Genomic DNA, 18,425 nt, shown 5'->3' with positions numbered 1-18,425 from the left:
TGCCGCTGCCTATAAACCAATTGGCCCATAAAGGAAAGAGGCGATTGCCACCGCCTCTTTTGCTCCATGCGCCAAAAGAGCGCCGGAATATCGTTGTCTTCGACCTGTTTTAGCCGAAAACGCGCTTGGGACGGAACTCGCCTTCAGCAATCTCGCCGATGGCTATCAACCGTCCGCGGGCGGTGGCATAGGCATCGCTTTCCTGTGTGGGCGCATCACGCCCGCGCAGAAGGATGGGGTTGCCCATTTTCAGGCGATGGGCCTGGTCATCATTGATGATGAGATGTGGCAGGGAGGACAGGGCTTCCGACGTATCGATGAGATAGGCATCCAGCGCCGCCAGACGCTCATCGCGATCTTCGATGGCCTCGAATTCGACCAGCTTTGCAAGCGGCACCATTGCATCTTCCGAAAACGGCGCGACCATGGAGCGGCGCAGCTGCGAAATAAAGCCGTAGCAGCCAAGATCGCGGCCCATGTCGCGGGCAAGAGCACGGACATAGGTGCCCTTGCCGCATTCCACTTCGAAATGCGCGGTGTTTTCATCCGGGCAGGCAATCAGGGTGATGCGGTGAATTTCGACTTCACGAGCCGGAATCTCCACCTCTTCGCCGCCACGGGCAATATCATAGGCCCGCTCACCGGCGATCTTGATGGCCGAGAACTGCGGCGGGATCTGCATGATCGTGCCGGTATAATTCGGCAGGAGATCGCGGATCGCCTGTTCATCCGGGCGATTGGTGGAGGTGTTGAGAACCTCGCCTTCCATGTCGTCGGTGGTGCGCTCTTCACCCCAGGTGACGGCAAATTCATAGATCTTGCGCCCGTCCATAACATAGGGAACGGTCTTGGTGGCATCGCCCAGCGCAATCGGCAGCATGCCTGACGCAAGCGGATCGAGCGTACCGGCGTGACCGGCCTTTTGGGCGTTGAAAAGCCATTTGATCTTGGAAACGGCTTCTGTGGAGCCGAAGTCGAAGGGCTTGTCGAGAATGAGCCAGCCGGAAATCGGCCGGCCCTTGGGCTTACGGTTCTGCTGTTTGCGTGGTTTGGACATGCTTCAGTTCTGTTCGTCGTCTTTTTCGTTTGAAGGTCCCAGATCGCGCTGCACCTCCGGCGAGCGCAGCAGCGCGTCGATCTTCTTGTAATTGTCGAAGCTCGTATCGTCGCGGAAGCGGAGTTCCGGCACATATTTCATCTGCCGCAGATGCGGACCCAAGCGACCGCGCAAATATTTTGCGTGGCGGTTCAGCGCAGCAATCGTATCGGTATGATCGGAAACGCCAAGCGGCGTCACATAGGCCGTGGCAATCTTTAGATCTGGCGACATGCGCACCTCGGAAATGGAAATCACTGTCTTTTCGATCAGATCGTCACGGACTTCGCCGCGTTGCAAAATCTGGGTCACCGCAGCGCGCACCTGCTCGCCAACACGCAGCATGCGTTGCGAAGGCGCGGATGATGTTGCTTTTACCATAATGTCATTGCCTCAAACAGAGCGAGCGCCGGTCAGTATAAGCCGGCGCCCGACAGTTCTATTTTCGTTGTGGCGAAACGCTTAGAGCGTTCTGGTGATATGCTCTACGCGGAAGCACTCGATCGTGTCGCCAGCGCGGATGTCTTCGTAATTCTCGAACGCCATACCGCACTCCTGACCGACTGGCACTTCGGAGACTTCGTCCTTGAAGCGCTTGAGCGTCTTGAGCTTGCCTTCGTGGATGACGACATTGTCGCGCACCAGACGAACGCCTGCACCACGTTCCACCTTGCCTTCGACCACACGGCAACCGGCAACCTTGCCGACCTTGGTGATGTTGAAGACTTCCAGGATTTCCGCGTTGCCGAGGAAGGTTTCGCGACGTTCCGGAGACAGGAGGCCCGACATCGCAGACTTCACGTCATCCACCAGATCGTAGATGATGTTGTAGTAGCGAATTTCGATGCCAGCCCGCTCGGCAGCGGTACGAGCCTGTGCATTGGCACGAACGTTGAAGCCGATGATGGCTGCGTTCGATGCTTCCGCAAGCGAGATATCCGACTCGGTGATACCACCGGCACCCGAATGGATGATGCGTGCGCGAACTTCGTCCGTACCCAGCTTTTCCAATGCACCGGCAATGGCTTCGATCGAACCCTGCACGTCGCCCTTGATGAGCAGCGGGAAGTCCTTGCGACCGGAGGTCTGTAGCTGGCTCATCATCTGCTCCAGCGAACCGCGCTGGCCAGTCTGACGTGCCACGGCCTTGTCACGGGCCAGACGCTGACGGTACTCGGAAATCTCGCGGGCACGGCTTTCGTTTTCAACGACCGCGAAGCGATCACCGGCAGATGGCGTACCCGAAAGGCCGAGAACCTCGACCGGCATGGCCGGACCGGCTTCCTTAACGTGATCGCCCTTGTCGTTGACAAGCGCGCGAACACGGCCCCACTGGTCGCCGGCCACGATGATCTGGCCCGGACGCAGCGTGCCCTTCTGGACGAGAACCGTTGCAACGGCACCACGACCGCGATCGAGCTGGGCTTCGATGACCGTGCCTTCCGCGGTGCGGTTGACATTGGCCTTCAGGTCTAGAATTTCGGCCTGAAGCAGAACGGCTTCGAGCAGCTTGTCGAGGTTGAGCTTGTTCTTGGCCGAGACTTCGACGTCAAGAACTTCGCCACCCATGGATTCCACGAAGACTTCGTGCTGCAGAAGCTGCTGGCGAACCTTTTCGGGGTTTGCCTCGTGCTTGTCGATCTTGTTGATCGCCACGATGATCGGCACATTGGCCGCCTTGGCGTGGTTGATCGATTCAATCGTCTGCGGCATCACGCTGTCGTCAGCGGCGACAACCAGAATGGCGATGTCGGTTGCCTGTGCACCACGAGCACGCATGGCCGTAAAGGCGGCGTGGCCGGGGGTATCGATGAAGGTGATCTTGTGACCGTTCTTCTCGACCTGATAGGCACCAATATGCTGGGTGATGCCACCGGCTTCACCCGAGACAACGCTGGTCTGACGGATGGCGTCGAGCAGCGATGTCTTGCCGTGGTCGACGTGACCCATGATGGTAACGACAGGAGGACGCGACACGAGTTCGCCGCCATCGTCGTCGGAGATGTTGAAAATGCCTTCTTCGACGTCGGATTCGGAAACACGCTTGACGGTGTGGCCGAATTCGCCAGCGATCAGTTCAGCCAGATCGGCGTCGATGACGTCGCCCGGCTTCATCATCTGGCCTTCCTTCATCAGATACTTGATCACATCGACAGCCCGTTCGGACATACGCTGCGACAGTTCCTGAATGGTGATGGTCTCAGGCAAAATGACTTCGCGCATGACCTTTTCGCGGGTTTCCTGCATCTGGCCACGACGGAATTTTTCCTGGCGACGGCGCATGGCGGAAAGCGAACGGCCACGTGGGCTGCCATCTTCCTCAAGGTTGGATGTGACGGTGAGCTTGCCACGGCGACGCTCTTCTTCCGTCTTCAGACGGGCAGCAGGCTTTGCCGGTGCGGGTGCCGCGACCTTGCCGCGAACCGGCAGGTTGCCACGGCGTGGACCGCGATCGTCATCATCATCCTTTTCGACGCGGCGAGCGCCTGGAGCACCACGAGCCGGGAGCGGCAGGGGAGCGGCTGGCGTTGGCGCAGCTGTGCGGGTCGTAGACTGCGGACGTCCATCCTGGCGGGCAGGCTGGGCAGCAGCGGCAGCGGCGGGTCTTTCAACCGGACGCTCGACCTTTTCTTCCGTCTGCGGCTGGGAGGCAGCGAGCTTTGCAGCTTCGGCTTCTTCCTTCGCGCGGCGTTCTGCTTCTGCCTTTTCGGCGGCAAGGCGCGCTTCTTCTTCTACCTTGCGACGGGCTTCGTCTTCAGCGCGCTGCTTGGCTTCGACGATGTCGCGGGCCTGCGCTTCTGCGAGCGCACGGCGGCGGGCATCCATCTCACCGGCAGACAGATCGTGCAGCACGTTTCCGCGCGGACGCTCAGGCTGGCGAGGTTGCTGCTGCGATGGCTGCTGACGCTGCTGGTTGCCGGACTGGTGGACGCGCTGCTGTGGCTGCTGCGGACGTGCAGCAGCAGGCGCGGCGGCGGCGGCAGGTGCCGCCGGGCGTGGCTGTGGTGTAATCGGTGTTACAACATGCTTTTCGTCTTCAGGACGCAAGGGACGGCGCTTGCGTGTTTCCACCACAACCGCGTTCGTGCGACCTCGACCCATATCTTGACGCACAGTCCCCTGAGACGCTCCACCCGGCTTGAGGGTGAGGGTCTTCTTGGCTGGTGCGTTGAGTGTCTTGTCGTCGTTGTTATCGGTCATTCCGTTCCCGTTCCTTCAGACGAGAGCCGGATGACGTCACCAGACTCTAGTCTCTACAATTGCTGTATCCGAACGCGGCAGACGGTCATGTCCGATAACCGCGTCATTGTCTTTCCGTCCGGGCAGCGTCAATTTCGCCTTGAGGTTTCTCGCCATGGCGATACCGCTCAAGCATCTTTGCGCGCTTCACTACACCCTCACCCGCCTGTCCCGCAAGCGCGCAGGCATGGATAAAAGCATTCTGGCCCATCAGTTCGTCCATTTCCTGCTCACTGAACAGATGAAAGGACGGTATTTCTGTCTCGGTTCCTGAACCGAGGGTCCAGGCCTTTCGGGCCTGGTTTATCTTTCTGACGCCATCGGCGGCGGCATCCGTCGCATGGAAAACCGCAAGGGTATTTCCGGAACGGACAGCCGCATCCACCTTGGTGGCCCCGCTGATGAACTGGCCCGCCTTGCGCGCCATGTTCATCATACCGGCCAGTTGCTGCGCCAGAAGCCGGTCCATCAACTCCAGGAGTTCAGGTCCAGCCTTTACATCTGTCTTCAAGGCACGTGCGAAAAGCTTCTTCGCAAGGGCCTTTTCGATCAGGGCGCGCTCGGGGGTGACCCAGCATCCGCGCCCTGGCAATTGGCGTTTCAGGTCCGGCACAACGCTTTTGTCCGGGCCTGCGACAAAACGGACCAACTCGTCGGGTGTTCCAATCTGCCGCGTTACAATGCACGTCCGCTCGCTGCCTGTACCTTCGACCCGCCGCTCATCGTCCAGCAGGTCATCAGGCTCATGCGCTTGCGAAATCATTCCTGATCGGCGGTATCCGCCTCCTCGGTCGCTGCCTCTTCCTGCTCTGCAGCAAGATCTTCAGCGGTAATCCAGCCAGCCAGAAGGCGGGCCTGAACGACCATGTTCTCGGCTTCGACGCGCGAAACGTCGAGCTTGGAGAAGATGCCGTCGAACTTCTTGGTTTCGCCGTCCTTGCGTTCGCTCCAGCCAACGAGGTCGTCGGCCGCGCAGCCGGCGAGATCTTCGATATTCTTCACGCCTTCCTCACCGAGGGCCACCATCATCTGCGATGTTAGGCCTTCAATCTGGCGCAGCTCGTCGGAAACGCCGAGTTCCTTGCGCTTGGCATCCATTTCAGTCTCGATACGCTCCAGATATTCCTTGGCGCGTGTCTGAATTTCGACGGCGGTATCCTCATCGAAACCATCGATGGAGGAGATTTCGCTCAGATCGACGTAAGCAAGTTCTTCAACCTGCGCAAAGCCTTCCGAAGCCAGAACCTGACCGACCATTTCGTCCACGTCCAGCGCTTCCATGAAGATGCCGGTGCGTTCGTTGAATTCCTTCTGGCGGCGCTCGGATTCTTCCTGCTCCGTCATGATGTCGATATCCCAGCCGGTCAGCTGCGATGCCAGACGCACGTTTTGACCGCGACGACCGATGGCCAGCGACAGCTGCTCATCCGGTACCACGACTTCGATGCGCTCGGCTTCTTCATCCAGAACGACCTTGGCGACTTCTGCCGGCTGAAGGGCGTTGACGATGAAGGAAGCAGGATCCTGGCTCCATGGAATGATGTCGATCTTTTCGCCCTGAAGCTCGCCGACAACCGCCTGTACGCGCGAACCGCGCATACCGACGCAGGCGCCGACGGGATCGATGGAGCTATCATTGGAGATGACGGCGATCTTGGCGCGCGAACCCGGATCACGGGCAACCGACTTGATCTGGATGATGCCGTCATAGATTTCAGGCACTTCCATGGTGAAGAGCTTGACCATGAACTGCGGATGGGTACGCGACAGGAAGATCTGCGGACCACGCTGTTCGCGGCGCACGTCGTAAACGAAGGCACGAACGCGATCACCGTAACGCAGGTTTTCGCGTGGAATCATCTCGTCACGACGGATGATGCCTTCGCCACGGCCGAGGTCGACAATGACATTGCCATATTCGACGCGCTTGACGGTACCGTTGATGATTTCGCCGATGCGATCCTTGAACTCGTCATACTGGCGGTCACGCTCAGCTTCACGAACCTTCTGGACGATGACCTGCTTGGCGGACTGGGCAGCGATACGGCCGAAATCCATTGGCGGCAGCGGATCAGCGATGTAATCGCCAATCTTGGCATCGACGTTGCGGTCGCGCGCCAGTTCCAGCGGGATCTGCGTGCCGTAGTCTTCGGCCTTTTCGACAACTTCGAGCAGACGCTGCAGACGGATTTCACCGGTCTTAGAGTTGATGTCTGCGCGGATATTGGTCTCGGAACCATAACGCGAGCGGGCAGCCTTCTGGATAGCGTCGGCCATTGCGGCCAGCACGATTTCTCGGTCGATGACCTTTTCGCGCGCCACAGCATCGGCGATCTGCAGAAGCTCAAGCCGGTTAGCACTTACTGCCATTTTTTGTGTCTCCGTCAGTCGTTTTGCCCGCGTTGTCAGGGCTTACGTTGGATTTAGTCTTCGTCTGCTTCTTCGTTCTGATTGGCGGCAGCGGCCTTGGCCAGCTTGTCCGCCTTCAGGGCGTCACGAATAAGATCGTCCGTCAGAATGAGCTTCGCGTCGGAAAGCGTATTGAATGGTATGGTGACCACCGGCTCCTCGCCGTATGCAATCTGATCGCGCTCAAGCTTGAAGCCATCGGCCTCCACGCTGGCGATCTTGCCGCGAAAACGCTTCCGGTTATCAACCAGGATCGATGTCTCGACCTTGACGATATGGCCCTGCCAGCGAACAAAATCCATCTTTCGCACCATTGGCCGGTCAATGCCGGGCGATGACACTTCCAGATGATACGCCTTCTCGACGGGATCTTCCACATCCAGAACAGGAGAAATCGCCATGGACAGCGCTTCGCAGTCCTGCACGGTCATGGTGCCGTCTTCACGCTCGGCCATGATCTGCAATGTCGAACCGTTCTGACTGGATAGGCGCACGCGAACCAGCAGAAAGCCCATTCCGGTCAGAACCGGTTCGATAATTTCCGCGATCCGCTGGTCGATGCCTGTTTCGGTTATCAGTCTTGGTTCGGCGTCTGCCATTCTGGCCTTCCGGTCTTTTGTCTGCAACCGGAACGCTTTGTCCCGGTTAATGGGGCGCCTAACGAAAAAGAGCGGAGCCTTGCGGCCCCACTCTTCATCAGACGATCAAGAATTTGAAAGACGGTATAAACCCTAATCGCCGACAATGCAAGGATGGCGCTGACATGCAGCGAAATTGCCTTTCGTCACAATTTTACCGCGGCACCGGCTGAAACAGTGGCATCCTTCCAAACGGCGTCTATAGTGTCAGCCGGATCACCAGCAATTGCATCATTGGACTGCCCGTGCCCGATAGAAAATCTCCCCTTGCACCGCTCAAGCATCAAACCTACCGAACGATATGGTTTGCAAGCATCGCCTCGAACTTCGGCGGGCTGATCCAGGCGGTCGGTGCGGCCTGGATGATGACGGCGCTGTCGTCTTCGGAAAACATGATTGCGCTGGTGCAGGCATCGACCTCCCTGCCGATCATGCTGTTTTCGCTCGTTTCCGGGGCGCTCGCCGACAGTTTCGACAGGCGTCGCATCATGATTTCGGCCCAGCTGTTGATGCTGACCGCGTCCGTCATGCTGACCGTTTTTGCATGGTCCGACTGGTTATCGCCGTGGCTGCTGCTGTTTTTCACCTTCATGATCGGATGCGGAACAGCACTTAACAATCCCTCATGGCAGGCCTCTGTCGGGGAAATGGTGCCGCGCGAGGATTTGCCGGCAGCGGTGACGCTCAACAGCGTCGGGTTCAATATCACCCGCAGCGTCGGTCCGGCCATCGGCGGCGTGATTGTTGCGATAGCGGGTGCTGCAGCCGCGTTTCTCGTCAATACCTTCAGCTATTTCACGCTCATCTACGCGCTGATCAAATGGCAGCCGCCGAAGAATACCTCGACGCTTCCGCGTGAACAGCTGCTGGCGGCCATTTCCGCCGGAATGCGCTACGTGGCCATGTCGCCCAATATCGGCAAGGTATTGGTGCGCGGCTTTCTTTTCGGCCTTTCAGCCAGCGCCATTCTGGCTTTGATGCCGCTCGTTGCCCGCGATTTGGTGCAGGGTGGGCCGCTGACCTACGGTATCATGCTGGGAGCCTTTGGCGTCGGCGCCATCGGCGGCGCGCTGATCAGCGCCCGCCTGCGTGAAGCCCTGAGCAGCGAATGGATCGTGCGTGTGGCATTTCTCGGCTTTGCCCTGAGTGCCGCAGTCACCGCAGTCAGTACCAACGCGATCTTGACCGCTCTTGTGCTGACGGTCTCCGGCGCAAGCTGGGTTCTCGCTCTTTCTCTCTTCAACACCATCGTGCAGCTTTCCACCCCCCGTTGGGTGGTCGGCAGAGCGCTCTCGCTCTACCAGACCCTGACATTCGGCGGCATAGCCGTGGGCAGCTGGCTCTGGGGCTCGCTGGCAGAAAATTACGGCCTGTCCTACTCCCTGCTCTGTTCGTGCGTGCTGATGCTGTTTGGCGTCCTGGTCGGGTTCAAATTGGCCATGCCTGCCTTTGCGTCGCTCAATCTCGACCCGCTCAATCGTTTCGTCGAGCCCAATCTTCGCCTCGATATCAAGCCGAGAAGCGGTCCCATCGCCATTATGGTCGACTATGAAATCGACGATTCCGATCTGGCGGAGTTCATGACGCTGATGGTGGAACGCCGGCGCATCCGCCTGCGGGACGGAGCGCAGAACTGGACATTGATGCGCGACCTTGAAAATCCTGACATCTGGACGGAAATCTACCATGTTCCGACCTGGGTGGAATATGTGCGGCACAATCAACGGCGAACCCAGGCCGATGCGGAGAGCTGGGACGGCATTCTCAAACTTCACCGTGGCGATACGCGCCCGCGTGTCCACCGCATGATCGAGCGGCAGGCCATTCCGCCCCAGGATGACATCTTCCACAAGGCGCATATCGACCCTCCCTGAGCGAAACGGTCGAAGGAAAAGGCCGCAAGAGTTACCCTGCGGCCTGAACGTCTGGTCAAGACGCCCTAAGGGCGTCGCTCTGATCAGCTGCGCAGCGCTTCTACAGGCGATTGCCTGTAGGCAAGCCACGCCGGCAGAATTGCCAGAACCGCCGCGACTGCCAGGAGGACAGACAGCTGCAACAGGTCGGATCGCGCGAATTCGACGGGCATGGCAACGCCGCTTTTTACGACCAGATGAGCGGTGATGGTTTTGGCGGCAGCAAAGCCGATCGCAAAGCCAAGAGCTATGCCGCTGGCAAAGAGTGTGAACAGTTCCACCCAGACAATGAGTGATATGGACGAACGCGGCGCCCCGAGCGCGCGCAGCGCTCCAATCTGCCTGCGCCGCTGGACGACATGGGTCAAGGTGACGAGAATAAGCGACGCAGCCACGAGCAGTTGCGCGCCGATGGCAACGACCGACAGCACCTCGCGCGCATCCCCAAGCGTCGCATAGAGTTTGGTCAGGACCTCTCCCGGGAAGACAGCGAGCGTATTTCCCTGCCGGTACTGCTGGCGCAGCTTGTAAGCATCGGCAATCGACTTCGGCTTCACCAGAATGGCAGGCACACCTGGCGTTGCGGCGTCGAACGTTTCGACCAGACCGGATACCGACCCATGCTCGTGCTCGTGCCCTTCTTCGTGGCCTTGCCCTTCTTCGTGTTCGTGTTCGTGTTGAGGGTCTTTCCCATGATCGTGGTCGTCATGCTTTATTTCGCCCTCGGCCCGATGATCGTGGTCATGATCATGCTCACCACCGCCCATGCCGTGGAGATGCCAGACAGACGTGATCGGCACCAGAATGGCACGATCCCAGGGGGTGCCCGTCGGCTTCAGGCGACCTTCCACGTGATATGTGATCTCCGTATGGGTGTGACCGCCCTCTTCCGCTGCGCCATGCATCGGCTTGATGTCTGCGCCAAGCGGTAGATCGACGGCCGAACCGATAACCGCATCTGTCGCGTCTTTCAGGCCGCTGCCTTCGGTAAATCCTCCGGACGTATTCTCGATCAGCGAATTGGTCGTGCCGACGATTGGATAGCCGGCAAATGAATCTCCGAAGCCAACCGGCCCGGCCCATGCCACCCGCGGATCCTTGGAGAGTGCGGCCAGTGTTTCGCCGCCGACAAGGGGGAGAGGAGCGGCTTGCAGAAAGACGGACGACAGCACAAGCTGGGTTTCGCTGCCCGCTGCGCCGATGACAAGATCGAACTTGTCTGCGGCCCGCGCCGTGCCCAATCGAAGAGCTCGCTCCTGCAGCGTGACGGTAACACCAAGAGCGGTTGCCATGGCGACAAGCAGGATCACCACGACAGATCCGGACCAGAGTCGTCTGAGGTCCGACACAATAAAGCGTATCATCTTATTTTGTCCGTGCGGTATCTGCGCCAACCCGGCCATTGACGAGCTCGATCCGTCGATCGAGCTGGTCGGCCAGGAGCATGTCATGGGTGATGATGATGAGCGTCGATCCCTCGACCCGCGCCAGATCCACCAGCAGCCTGCCAATGGCTTTTCCGTTTTCAGGATCGAGGCTTGCGGTCGGCTCGTCCGCGACGATTACGCCGGGCTTTCTCAGCAGGGCGCGGGCAATGGCGACCCGCTGCATCTCGCCGCGCGACATGGTGTCGATTTTCTGGTCCGGCCGACGAAGCCCCGTCTTCTCCAGCAATGATGCTGCGCGCTCGGCGTGCTGCGGGGACATGACCCGCGACAGGCGGGCGGGCAGCAATATATTTTCCATGGCGGAAAGACCGGGCAGCAGGTGGAACTCCTGCATGACGAGGCCGACATTGCCTCCCCGCCACTGGTCTCTCTTCGTTTCGGAATAGGCGGCAATGTCCTGATCGCGCCACAGGATACGTCCGGCGTTCGGACGCACCAAACCGGTAATGACATTGACAAAAGTGCTTTTGCCGGACCCAGACGCACCGGTGATCGCGATTTTTTCCCCCGCTGAAACGCCAAATTCATCAAGAAAAAGAACGGGCGCGGCAAGTCCCGGATAGGAAACGGAAAGATCTGAGATTTTCAATGGAAGCATGATCAGGATACCGCGTATTCGGCGTCTCGGATCCGCACCAGGCTGACAAAGCCGGTTTCCGGATCGGTCCAGGAGCCATGTTCCAGCACACCGGTTACCTCGATGGTGGTGCTTGGCTGCACAAAGGTCTGTTTCTCCGAGAGATAGACGACCACGATGTTATCGGGCCAGTCCGAATCCGAAGAGCAGAACGGGCAGAGCGCCATGGGAATTTCCGTCAGCACGAAGAAGGCTGCTTCCGCCTTCAGCGGCGGCGCCATGAAGCCCTTCATGCGGATCTGCCTGCCGGACAACTGCTTCAGCTTCTCGGAAAACTCCAATCCGAGAACGCCGACCTTGCCGTACATCTCGTCGAAGCTGAGCGGCACAGCCGATGCAGAAGCCTCGCGCACGAGGCTTGGAAAGCTGGCGAGAGCGATGCTGGCAAGTGTCAGCGCCTGTCTGCGTGTCAGCCTGTCTGGCCGGTACACCATGACGGTCTCCGTTTTTTGCTATTGTATTTGGCCTGAAACGACAATTCCGACCCGCCGATGGCGGGTCGGAACATCTCTTGACGTTGTTGCTTACTGCGTCTGCTTTGCGCCGAGCGCGAAAGCATCGGCCAGCACGCGGTATACGTCGCTCTGTTCCATGTAGCCCTTGAACTCTTCGGAACCGGGGCCTGTGGACTGCAGAACGATATCGTCAACCGCGTGAACGCCGCTGTCGCCATCCTTGGGGATGTTGCCCTGCACGAAGACGGCGCCGGGAACATTCTTGTAGGCTTCGTTGGCGATGTATTCCTTCTTCTCGTTCTGGATTGCCGGAACGAAAGGACCGTCCATCTTCGGGCGGAATGTTTCGTAATGGTCGGGACCATTGTTGGCATTCAGGAACAGACGGCGGCTGACGTCGATCCGGTCTGGATAACCATCGCCATCCTTGTCTTCGTAGTTCGGGAAGCCGGCTTCGGCATAGGTGCCGACCTTGGCGCGCATCTCATCGCCGGGCTTTTCGTCATCGACGGTGCCGATGATGGAAACGCCGTGGGTATGGTCACCGGTCACGACGATCAGCGTATCAGGGTTCTTGGCAGCAAATTCGCGGGCAACGCCAACGGCCTTGTCGAACTCGATGGTTTCGACAACGGCACGATCCCAATCCAGCGGGTGTGACATCTTGTCGATGTTGGCGGCTTCAACCATCAGGAAAAAGCCTTCAGGGTTCTTCGAAAGCTCGCCGAGCGCTGCGGTCGTCATGTCAACGAGACCCGGCTGGTTCGGGAACTTGTCGACGGTGCCCTTCTTCAGGAAGTTACGGTCGAGAAGCGTGTCCATGTTGCCGGTGTGGAACAAGCCGAGAAGCTTGCCGGTGTTCGAACCTTCAGCCTTTTCGAGCTCGCTCTTGTCGGTTGCCAGCGTGTAGCCCGCATCCTTGAACAGCTTGATATAGTCCTTGTCATCCTTGCGCTTGGAACCGGGTGTGTCCTTGCCAAGGAAATAGGCAGAGCCGCCGCCCAGGACAACATCAGGCTTTACATCCAGCATCATGCCGGTGATTTCTGCCTTGTCGGCGCGCTTGCGGGTGTGGGAAACGATGGCGGCAGGTGTCGCATCCTGCAATTCGGAGGTCGTCACGATGCCGATGGACTTCTTCGTCTGGCGGCGCAGAGCCTCACCCAGCGTTTCGACCTTAGGGTCGTCAAGGCTGGAAGGCGTGCGGTCGCCGTAAACGCCCAGAGCGTTTACCGGAGCCTTGTGGCCGGTCATATAGGCGGACATGGTGTTGGCGCTATCGGTCGCGATGGCTTCTGTCGAAGACGTGCCGATGAAGGCCATGCGGTCCATTTCGTCCATGTTCAGGCGACCGTTCGCCTTGCCTTCCGTCATGCCCTTGGACATGATGCGGGCAGCGGTGCGGTGCGCGACAGAAAGACCGTCGCCCAGCAGGAAGATGACATTCTTGGCCTTCGGCTTTTCGCTCGTGCCATAGACGGTCCAGTTGACGCTCTTTGTTTCAGAACCGGCGGAAACCTCGACCTTGTAATCGCCAGCCTTGGCAATCTTGAGGCCGCGGAGCGTTACGGCAGAACCGAGCACCTTGTCTTCCTTGCCCTTTTCTTCCGCCGTGAAGGTTACGTCGGAACCGAAGACGGTCTTGTAATCCTGGCCGTTGACCGTGATCTTGACGTCTTCCGGCTTCACGACGCCCTTGAACTCGACCTTGAAGTCAAAAGGAGAACCGCTGAGAATCGTCGCACGATCAAGAGGATAGACGGTTGCGGCCTGTGCGGCACCGGCAAGCATGGTGGTGGCAACGAGTGCGGCGATGAGTTTGCGCATGGAGAACCTCGAAATGAGATGTTTTGATGAAAAGCACCTCGCCTATAGGCACCCTGCATGACAGGGAAATGACGATCGGCGCGAATCATGCGTGCGCAATACAACCGGGCGATTTATATTCTGCTGCCCTGGAAAAGCGGTGAGCGAGCAATATCTGTTTTTTGCAAGTCTTATTTCTTCGTTTTTTGGTGCGATCGAGACCTTGATCCGCCTTGCAGCGGGAAAAATCGCTCCTTATATACCCCCCAGACAGCGGCAGATGCTGCACTAACCGGAAGACCATCCAAGTCAAGGAGTTGTCAATGGAATGCCTCCCGGGGTTCCGACAGCTCGCTTCAAGGAGAGAAGAGAATGGCAAAAGTAATCGGTATCGACCTTGGCACGACCAATTCCTGCGTCGCAGTGATGGACGGCAAGGACACTAAAGTTATTGAAAACGCAGAAGGCGCGCGGACGACCCCTTCCATGGTCGCATTCAGCGACGATGGCGAGCGTCTGGTTGGACAGCCCGCCAAGCGTCAGGCCGTCACCAACCCGACCAACACATTGTTCGCCGTCAAGCGCCTGATCGGTCGCCGCTACGAAGACCCGACCGTCGAAAAGGACAAGGGCCTCGTTCCGTTCGAGATCGTCAAGGGCGACAATGGCGACGCATGGGTTCAGGCACAGGGCAAGGGTTACTCCCCTTCGCAGATTTCGGCCATGATCCTTCAGAAGATGAAGGAAACCGCTGAATCCTACCTCGGCGAAAAGGTCGAGAAGGCCGTTATCACGGTTCCTGCCTACTTCAACGACGCCCAGCGTCAGGCAACCAAGGATGCTGGCCGCATTGCCGGTCTTGAAGTCCTGCGCATCATCAACGAGCCGACTGCTGCGGCTCTCGCCTATGGCCTCGACAAGAAGGACGGCAAGACGATTGCTGTTTACGACTTGGGCGGCGGTACCTTCGATATTTCCGTTCTGGAAATCGGCGACGGCGTCTTCGAAGTGAAGTCGACCAATGGCGACACCTTCCTCGGCGGTGAAGACTTCGACATGCGTCTGGTCGAATATCTGGCCGGTGAATTCAAGAAGGATCAGGGCATCGACCTTAAGGGCGACAAGCTTGCGCTTCAGCGCCTGAAGGAAGCTGCCGAAAAGGCAAAGATCGAGCTGTCTTCTTCGCAGCAGACCGAAATCAACCTGCCCTTCATCACGGCAGATGCGACAGGTCCTAAGCACCTGACGCTGAAGCTGACGCGCTCCAAGTTCGAGAGCCTGGTGGACGATCTGGTCCAGCGCACCGTTGCACCGTGCAAGGCAGCGCTGAAAGATGCGGGCGTTACCGCTGCGGAGATCGATGAAGTGGTTCTCGTCGGCGGCATGAGCCGTATGCCGAAGGTCCAGGAAGTCGTAAAGCAGCTGTTCGGCAAGGAGCCTCACAAGGGCGTCAACCCGGACGAAGTCGTTGCCATGGGCGCAGCCATTCAGGCTGGCGTTCTGCAGGGCGACGTCAAGGATGTTCTGCTTCTCGACGTGACACCTCTGTCGCTCGGTATCGAAACGCTCGGTGGCGTCTTCACACGTCTGATCGACCGTAACACGACGATCCCGACCAAGAAGAGCCAGACCTTCTCGACCGCAGAAGACAACCAGTCTGCCGTGACCATCCGCGTTTCGCAGGGTGAGCGCGAAATGGCGCAGGACAACAAGCTTCTCGGCCAGTTCGACCTCGTCGGCCTGCCACCATCGCCACGCGGCGTCCCGCAGATCGAAGTCACCTTCGATATCGACGCCAACGGCATCGTGCAGGTTTCCGCCAAGGACAAGGGCACCGGCAAGGAACAGCAGATCCGCATTCAGGCATCTGGTGGTCTTTCCGACGCCGACATCGAAAAGATGGTCAAGGACGCTGAAGCGAATGCCGAAGCAGACAAGAAGCGTCGCGCCGCTGTCGAAGCCAAGAACCAGGCCGAAAGCCTCATCCACTCCACCGAGAAGTCGGTGAGTGAATATGGCGACAAGGTTTCCGAGACGGACCGCAAGGCTATCGAAGATGCGATCGCTGCCCTGAAGACGGCTGTGGAAGCATCCGAGCCTGACGCAGACGATATCCAGGCCAAGACGCAGACCCTGATGGAAGTTTCCATGAAGCTTGGTCAGGCGATCTACGAAGCCCAGCAGGCTGAAGGTGGCGAAGGTGCTACTGAGGGCGGCAAGGACGACATCGTCGATGCCGACTATGAGGAAATCAAGGACGACAAGAAGTCCGCCTAACGGCGAACGAATTGAAATCCCAATTGACGCTTGACTGAAATCCGGCTGCCTCGTGCAGCCGGAAATCCATTTCCGGGGCTTGTTCATTAATGGCGAAAGCAGACTTTTACGAAACACTTGGCGTCGGCCGATCCGCCGACGAAAAAGAGCTGAAAAGCGCCTTCCGCAAACTCGCGATGAAGTATCATCCCGACAAGAATCCTGGTGACGCGGAGTCCGAGAAGAAATTCAAGGAGCTCAACGAAGCTTACGAAACGCTGAAAGATCCCCAGAAGCGCGCGGCCTATGACCGTTTTGGTCACGCAGCCTTCGAGCAGGGCGGCATGGGCAATGCTGGCGGCGGTTTCGGTGGCGGCAGCGGCGGATTCTCCGATATCTTCGAGGACATATTCGGCGAGATGATGGGTGGCGGGCGTGCACGTCGCTCCAGCGGCGGCCGCGAGCGCGGTGCCGATCTTCGCTACAATATGGAAATCTCGCTTGAGGAAGCCTTTGCGGGCAAGACTGCCCAGATCCGCGTTCCCACCTCCATCACTTGCGACGTTTGCACCGGATCGGGCGCGAAGCCCGGCACGCAACCGAAGACCTGCGCCACCTGCCAGGGTTCGGGCCGCGTGCGTGCTGCTCAGGGCTTCTTCTCCGTGGAGCGCACCTGCCCGACCTGCCATGGCCGCGGCCAGACAATCACTGACCCGTGCACGAAGTGCCATGGTCAGGGGCGCGTGACGGAAGAACGTTCCCTGTCCGTCAACATTCCGGCGGGTATCGAGGATGGGACGCGTATTCGCCTGCAGGGCGAAGGCGAGGCCGGAATGCGCGGTGGCCCATCGGGTGACCTCTACATCTTCTTGTCGGTCCGTCCGCACGAGTTCTTCCAGCGCGATGGGGCGGACCTCTACTGCGCCGTCCCGATTTCCATGACGACGGCGGCGCTTGGCGGTACATTCGATGTGACGACGCTGGACGGCACGAAATCGCGCGTGACGGTTCCCGAAGGCACGCAGGCCGGAAAGCAGTTCCGTCTCAAGGGCAAGGGAATGCCTGTGCTGCGATCTGCCCAGCTGGGTGACCTCTACATCCAGATCCAGATCGAGACACCGCAGAAGCTGACGAAACGTCAGCGCGAATTGCTGCAGGAATTCGAGCAATTGTCTTCCAAGGAGAACAATCCGGAATCGACGGGCTTCTTTGCCCGGATGAAGGAATTCTTCGACGGCTGAACCGTGCCAGGACTGAGCTGAGCAAAACCGCGCCCTCGAAAGAGGGGCGCGGTTTTTTTATGCGAGCGCGCGCAGGGTGGACGTGGCCAGGATCGCGGCAAACAAAAGCAGGAAAGTCGCAGCGATCTTCTGGATTGCCCGCGGCGTCAAGGCGATGTTTTTTCCTTTGGAAAGACTGTAGCCGAGGGTGATCCAGCCACAGGCCGCGAAGACAACGAGTCCCGAAAACAGCGACAGCCAAGGCAGGAGTTCGCTGAACGTGCCGCTCGGCATCACGACCACGGCGATGATCAAGGCTTTCGGATTGAGCATGGTGGTCACCATGATATCCATGACCGTAACCTCCCGCGCTTTCCCCTCAGCCTCCTGCCTGAACCACAAACGGCAAGCCAGGAAGAGCACCCACAGGCAGGCTGCGACCTTTGCAGCGAGCGACAATCCGGGATGGGCCGCGAGATAAGGTGCCGCAAGGACGGCGACCGGGACGATGACCGCCAGATACCCGCAAAGCTCACCCAGGATCAACGGCAACGCGCGGACAATGCCGCGGGAATAGCCACCGAGCGCCATGAGGGTATTCGTCGGCCCCGGTGTGAGCAGCAGCAAGAGGATGACGCCTGTAAATTCCAGAAGGTTTGCCATGTCCACGCTCCGTTGATACCGGAGATATAATCCATGATGGCGCCAACGACTTGATTTCGGTCAAGTCTACCCCAGACGATCAGCCCGCAAAGCCGCCCTCTTCCAGAAAGCGCCTCTCCTCCTCACTGCTTTCCCGCAGCAGGATCTCGTTGCGATGCGGGAAGCGACCGAAGCGCTTGACGATGTCGCGGTGCTCAATTGCAAAGGGAAGGAAACGCTCACCCAACGGCTCGCATAATTTGAAGCAAAGCTCCTGGTCTTCCAGCGACTCCGAATGCATCAGAGGCAGGTAGAAGAAGATACGAAGTTCGTCCCCGCTTGCCATGTCATGCTGACGAGAGATGGCCTCGCGTGCATAGTGGAGCGCGAGAGGGTCCGTCGCATACATGTGCGCCGTGTTGCGGAAACAGTTTCGTGGAAACTGGTCGAGCAGCAGGAGCAGGGCCAGACTGGTCTCCGGCCTATCGAGCCAGCTTTCGAGCTCGCGTCTGGCAGCGGCAAAATGCAGGTCGCGGAACCTATCATGGAAAGCCGCGTCGAATTCGGCGTTCTTGTCGAACCATTTTTCCGGTCCCGCGGCCCGCCAGAATGACAGGACGTCTGAGGCCGATGTTGTGATGGCGCTTGCAGTCATGATCGTGGTC

Annotated in this window: 15 protein-coding genes; 3 read left to right on the top strand and 12 right to left on the bottom strand. The window is 58.8% G+C overall.

Going from position 1 to position 18,425, the window contains the following annotated elements:
* Nucleotides 1-109: 109 nt before the first annotated feature.
* The 6 genes from truB to rimP all read right to left on the bottom strand — a co-directional run bounded on the left by truB (nucleotide 110) and on the right by rimP (nucleotide 7,344).
* A complete protein-coding gene (gene truB, locus QRN85_RS22005) occupies nucleotides 110-1,057 on the bottom strand; it encodes a tRNA pseudouridine(55) synthase TruB (protein ID WP_113091997.1) in 948 nt (315 codons plus the stop codon).
* 3 nt (nucleotides 1,058-1,060) lie between these two features.
* A complete protein-coding gene (gene rbfA, locus QRN85_RS22000; RefSeq protein ID WP_062587336.1) occupies nucleotides 1,061-1,477 on the bottom strand; it encodes a 30S ribosome-binding factor RbfA in 417 nt (138 codons plus the stop codon).
* Between the two features lie 81 nt (nucleotides 1,478-1,558).
* The gene (gene infB / locus QRN85_RS21995; protein ID WP_112963256.1) at nucleotides 1,559-4,297 is read right to left on the bottom strand and encodes a translation initiation factor IF-2; all 2,739 of its coding nucleotides are present in this window, start codon (nucleotides 4,295-4,297) and stop codon (nucleotides 1,559-1,561) included.
* A gap of 103 nt (nucleotides 4,298-4,400) precedes the next feature.
* Nucleotides 4,401-5,099: an RNA-binding protein gene (locus tag QRN85_RS21990; protein WP_284760109.1), complete on the bottom strand. Its 699-nt coding sequence runs from the start codon at nucleotides 5,097-5,099 to the stop codon at nucleotides 4,401-4,403.
* Complete coding sequence (nusA, locus tag QRN85_RS21985; protein WP_062587333.1) at nucleotides 5,096-6,706, bottom strand: transcription termination factor NusA; 1,611 nt, start codon at nucleotides 6,704-6,706, stop codon at nucleotides 5,096-5,098. The genes QRN85_RS21990 and nusA overlap by 4 nt, the downstream gene beginning before the upstream one ends.
* Before the next feature lie 53 nt (nucleotides 6,707-6,759).
* Complete coding sequence (rimP, locus tag QRN85_RS21980) at nucleotides 6,760-7,344, bottom strand: ribosome maturation factor RimP (protein ID WP_062587332.1); 585 nt, start codon at nucleotides 7,342-7,344, stop codon at nucleotides 6,760-6,762.
* 284 nt (nucleotides 7,345-7,628) lie between these two features.
* On the opposite strand from rimP, the gene QRN85_RS21975 reads away from it, so the two are divergent.
* Nucleotides 7,629-9,257, top strand: a complete 1,629-nt coding sequence (locus tag QRN85_RS21975; protein ID WP_284760108.1) for an MFS transporter — start codon at nucleotides 7,629-7,631, stop codon at nucleotides 9,255-9,257.
* 83 nt (nucleotides 9,258-9,340) lie between these two features.
* Here the strand turns inward: QRN85_RS21975 and QRN85_RS21970 are convergent, their stop codons facing one another.
* The 4 genes from QRN85_RS21970 to QRN85_RS21955 form a co-directional block, all read right to left on the bottom strand.
* Nucleotides 9,341-10,660, bottom strand: a complete 1,320-nt coding sequence (locus QRN85_RS21970) for an ABC transporter permease (protein ID WP_284760107.1) — start codon at nucleotides 10,658-10,660, stop codon at nucleotides 9,341-9,343.
* Between the two features lies 1 nt (nucleotide 10,661).
* On the bottom strand, nucleotides 10,662-11,342 hold the full coding sequence (locus tag QRN85_RS21965) for an ABC transporter ATP-binding protein (RefSeq protein ID WP_284760106.1): 681 nt from the start codon (nucleotides 11,340-11,342) through the stop codon (nucleotides 10,662-10,664).
* 2 nt (nucleotides 11,343-11,344) lie between these two features.
* Nucleotides 11,345-11,815 (bottom strand): hypothetical protein, encoded by a 471-nt coding sequence (locus QRN85_RS21960; RefSeq protein WP_112963252.1) that lies wholly within the window; start codon nucleotides 11,813-11,815, stop codon nucleotides 11,345-11,347.
* 90 nt (nucleotides 11,816-11,905) lie between these two features.
* On the bottom strand, nucleotides 11,906-13,663 hold the full coding sequence (locus QRN85_RS21955) for an alkaline phosphatase (RefSeq protein WP_113170447.1): 1,758 nt from the start codon (nucleotides 13,661-13,663) through the stop codon (nucleotides 11,906-11,908).
* Nucleotides 13,664-14,014: 351 nt separating this feature from the next.
* Here QRN85_RS21955 and dnaK point away from each other — a divergent pair, with 351 nt between their 5' ends.
* Nucleotides 14,015-15,919, top strand: coding sequence for a molecular chaperone DnaK (gene dnaK, locus QRN85_RS21950; RefSeq protein ID WP_062587327.1), 1,905 nt, complete (start codon nucleotides 14,015-14,017; stop codon nucleotides 15,917-15,919).
* An 89-nt stretch (nucleotides 15,920-16,008) separates the two neighbouring features.
* Nucleotides 16,009-17,139, top strand: coding sequence for a molecular chaperone DnaJ (dnaJ, locus tag QRN85_RS21945; RefSeq protein WP_062587326.1), 1,131 nt, complete (start codon nucleotides 16,009-16,011; stop codon nucleotides 17,137-17,139).
* Between the two features lie 57 nt (nucleotides 17,140-17,196).
* On the opposite strand, the gene QRN85_RS21940 is transcribed toward dnaJ, so the two are convergent.
* Both QRN85_RS21940 and QRN85_RS21935 read right to left on the bottom strand, forming a co-directional pair.
* A complete protein-coding gene (locus QRN85_RS21940; protein WP_284760105.1) occupies nucleotides 17,197-17,781 on the bottom strand; it encodes a LysE family translocator in 585 nt (194 codons plus the stop codon).
* Between the two features lie 79 nt (nucleotides 17,782-17,860).
* Nucleotides 17,861-18,415, bottom strand: a complete 555-nt coding sequence (locus tag QRN85_RS21935; protein WP_284760104.1) for a DUF924 family protein — start codon at nucleotides 18,413-18,415, stop codon at nucleotides 17,861-17,863.
* Nucleotides 18,416-18,425 lie beyond the last annotated feature (10 nt).

The sequence above is a fragment of the Agrobacterium sp. fls2-241-TYG-188a genome, from assembly GCF_030209845.1.
This window is presented reverse-complemented; position numbering and strand designations above follow the sequence as displayed.